At 66.0% G+C, this 3106-nt stretch carries 1 rRNA gene; it reads right to left on the reverse strand.

Going from position 1 to position 3106, the window contains the following annotated elements:
- Positions 1–20: 20 nt before the first annotated feature.
- Positions 21–2993, reverse strand: a 23S ribosomal RNA gene (locus tag B5G02_RS09945).
- Positions 2994–3106 lie beyond the last annotated feature (113 nt).

The raw sequence follows: 3106 nt of genomic DNA on the forward strand, positions 1-3106 counted from the left end.
GGCGCCGGCGCCGGCCGGGATGCGGAAAGAGCTCGGGCGATTAGTACGGCTCGGCTGAGCGCGTCGCCGCGCTTGCACCTGCCGCCTATCGAACCGGTGTTCTACCGGTGCCCTTACCGGAAGGAGACCCCATCTCTGGAACGGCTTCCCGCTTAGATGCCTTCAGCGGTTATCCGCGCCGCACGCGGCTACCCGGCCGTGCCGTTGGTCGACAACCGGTTCACCGGAGGTGCGTCCACCCCGGTCCTCTCGTACTAGGGGCAGCCTCCATCAAGTCTCCTGCGCCCGCGGAGGATAGGGACCGAACTGTCTCACGACGTTCTGAACCCAGCTCGCGTACCGCTTTAAACGGCGAACAGCCGTACCCTTGGGACCTGCTCCGGCCCCAGGATGCGATGAGCCGACATCGAGGTGCCAAACCTTGCCGTCGATGTGGACTCTTGGGCAAGATCAGCCTGTTATCCCCGGAGTACCTTTTATCCGTTGAGCGACGGCCCTCCCACGTGGGGCCGCCGGATCACTAGAGCCTGCTTTCGCACCTGCTCGACTTGTGGGTCTCGCAGTCAAGCTGGCTTGCGCTCTTGCACTCTTCGAGGGCGGTTGCCGACCGCCCCGAGCCAACCTTCGCGCGCCTCCGTTACCCTTTAGGAGGCGACCGCCCCAGTCAAACTGCCCGCCTCGCACGGTCCCCCCGCCGGATCGCGGCCGGGGGTTAGGACGCCGCACGGGAGGGGGCGGTATTCCAAGGCCGGCTCCACGGGGGCTGGCGCCCCCGCTTCAAAGCCTCCCGCCTATCCTCTACGCTCCCGAGCAGCGGCCAATGCAAAGCTGCAGTGAAGGTTCACGGGGTCTTTCCGTCCTTCCGCGGGTAGGTCGCATCTTCACGACCAGTGCAATTTCACCGGGTCCGTGGTCGAGACAGCGCCCAAGTCGTTGCGCCTTTCGTGCAGGTCGGAACTTACCCGACAAGGAATTTCGCTACCTTAGGACCGTTATAGTTACGGCCGCCGTTTACCGGGGCTTGGCTTCGGAGCTTCGCCTTGCGGCTGACCCCTCCGCGTGACCTTCCGGCACCGGGCAGGCGTCAGACCCTATACGTCGCCTTGCGGCTTCTGCAGAGTCCTGTGTTTTTGGTAAACAGTCGCTTGGGCCTCTTCACTGCGGCCGCCCTCCGCTCCCCGCGCGAGGCGGTTCACGTACGCGGCGGCACCCCTTCTCCCTAGGTTACGGGGCCATTGTGCCGAGTTCCTTGACCACGGTTGACCCGATCGCCTCGGTATGTTCTACCCACCCACCTGTGTCGGTTTGCGGTACGGGCGCGCGCGCGCCTGCCTAGCGGTTTTTCTAGGAACCTCGGGCTCACTCGCTTCGCTCAGTCGCTTCGTCCGGGGCCTAACCCTTCGCGAGGCGGGTGCTTCACTCCGCCTCGGGCCTCACCCCATCACCGGGACGTCCAGAACCCGGCCGAGCCACCCCCATCCGTCGCCGCGTCGGTCATAGCGGTTCGCGCGCGGTGCAGGAATGTCCACCTGCTGCGCTTCGGCTACGCCTGCCGGCCTCGCCTTAGCCCCCGACTGACCCTGGGGGGATTAGCCTCGCCCAGGAAACCTCGGGTTCACGGCGGACTGGTTACTCTCCAGTCTCTCGCTACTCATGCCAGCATCCTCGCTCCCGCGCGGTCCACCGTCGGTCGCCCTCCGGCTTCGCCCCGCGCGGGACGCTCCCCTACCGTACCCCCGAAGGGGTACCCGCCGCTTCGGCTCCGCGCTTAGCCCCGTGTATTGTCGGCGCATGTCCACTCGGCCAGTGAGCTGTTACGCACTCTTTGAAGGGGTGGCTGCTTCTAAGCCAACCTCCTGGCTGTCTGGGCGGACGCACATCCTTTGCCACTCGGCGCGGAATTTGGGGCCTTAGCGGGCGGTCCGGGCTGTTTCCCTCTCGAGCACACAGCTTAGCCCACATGCTCTGACTGCCGGGGTCTGGTCCGGCGGGATTCGGAGTTCGGTCGGGATCGGTAGGCGGCGAAGCCCCCTCACCCGTCCGGTGCTCTACCCCCGCGGGAGAACCCCCGACGCTAGCCCTAAAGCTATTTCGGGGAGAACGAGATATCTCCGGGTTTGATTGGCCTTTCACCCCTATCCCCAGGTCATCCGGGCCCTTTTCAACGGACTGCGGTTCGGCCCTCCACGGGGTCTTACCCCCGCTTCAGCCTGCCCAGGGATAGCTCACCCGGCTTCGCGTCCAGCGCGCGCGACTCAAAACGCCCTGTTCGGACTCGCCTTCGCTGCGGCTCGCTTCCAAGCTTAACCTCGCCGCGCGCGTCTGACTCGCTGGCTCATTCTACAAAAGGCACGCCGTCACACCTAGGAGGTGCTCCGACTGCTCGTGGGCGCACGGTTTCAGGTGCTGTTTCACTCCCCTCCCGGGGTGCTTTTCACCTTTCCCTCACGGTACTCGTTCGCTATCGGTCGCAGGGTAGTGTTCAGGCTTGGATGGTGGTCCACCCGGCTTCGGCCCGGGTTTCACGTGCCCGGGCCTACTCAGGGACGCCTCCGCGCGCTCGGCGAGGGTACGCGTACGGGGCTCTAACCCGCTGCGGCCGGCCTTCCCATGCCGTTCCGCTACCCTGCCTCGCGCGCGCCCGGGGCGGCAGCCCCGGGTCGCGGCGCCCTACAACCCCGGCGGCGCGAACGCTGCCGCGCGCATGCGCTCGCCGGTTTGGCCATCGGCCCCTTTCGCTCGCCGCTACTCGGGGCATCTCGTGATTGATTTCTCCTCCTCGGGGTACTTAGATGTTTCAGTTCCCCCGGTCCCCCTCCCCGCCCCTATGCGTTCAGGGCGGGGATGACGGCACCGCTGCCGTCGGGTTCCCCCATTCGGGTACCCCCGGATCGAAGGCCGTGTGCGCCTCCCCGGGGACTATCGCGGCTTGCCGCGCCCTTCGTCGGCTCCCTGCGCCAAGGCATCCGCCGTGCGCCCGTGGTATCTTGCCGGCCCGTCCGGGCCGGCGCCACGCTCATGCTATCCATGTATTCAGATGGTGTATCGAAGGAACATTGTCCTCCGCGATCGTCGTCATGATTAGATGCTTCCCACGTCAAAATCT

This window comes from [Collinsella] massiliensis (genome assembly GCF_002161605.1).
Taxonomy (GTDB): Bacteria; Actinomycetota; Coriobacteriia; order Coriobacteriales; family Coriobacteriaceae; genus Enorma.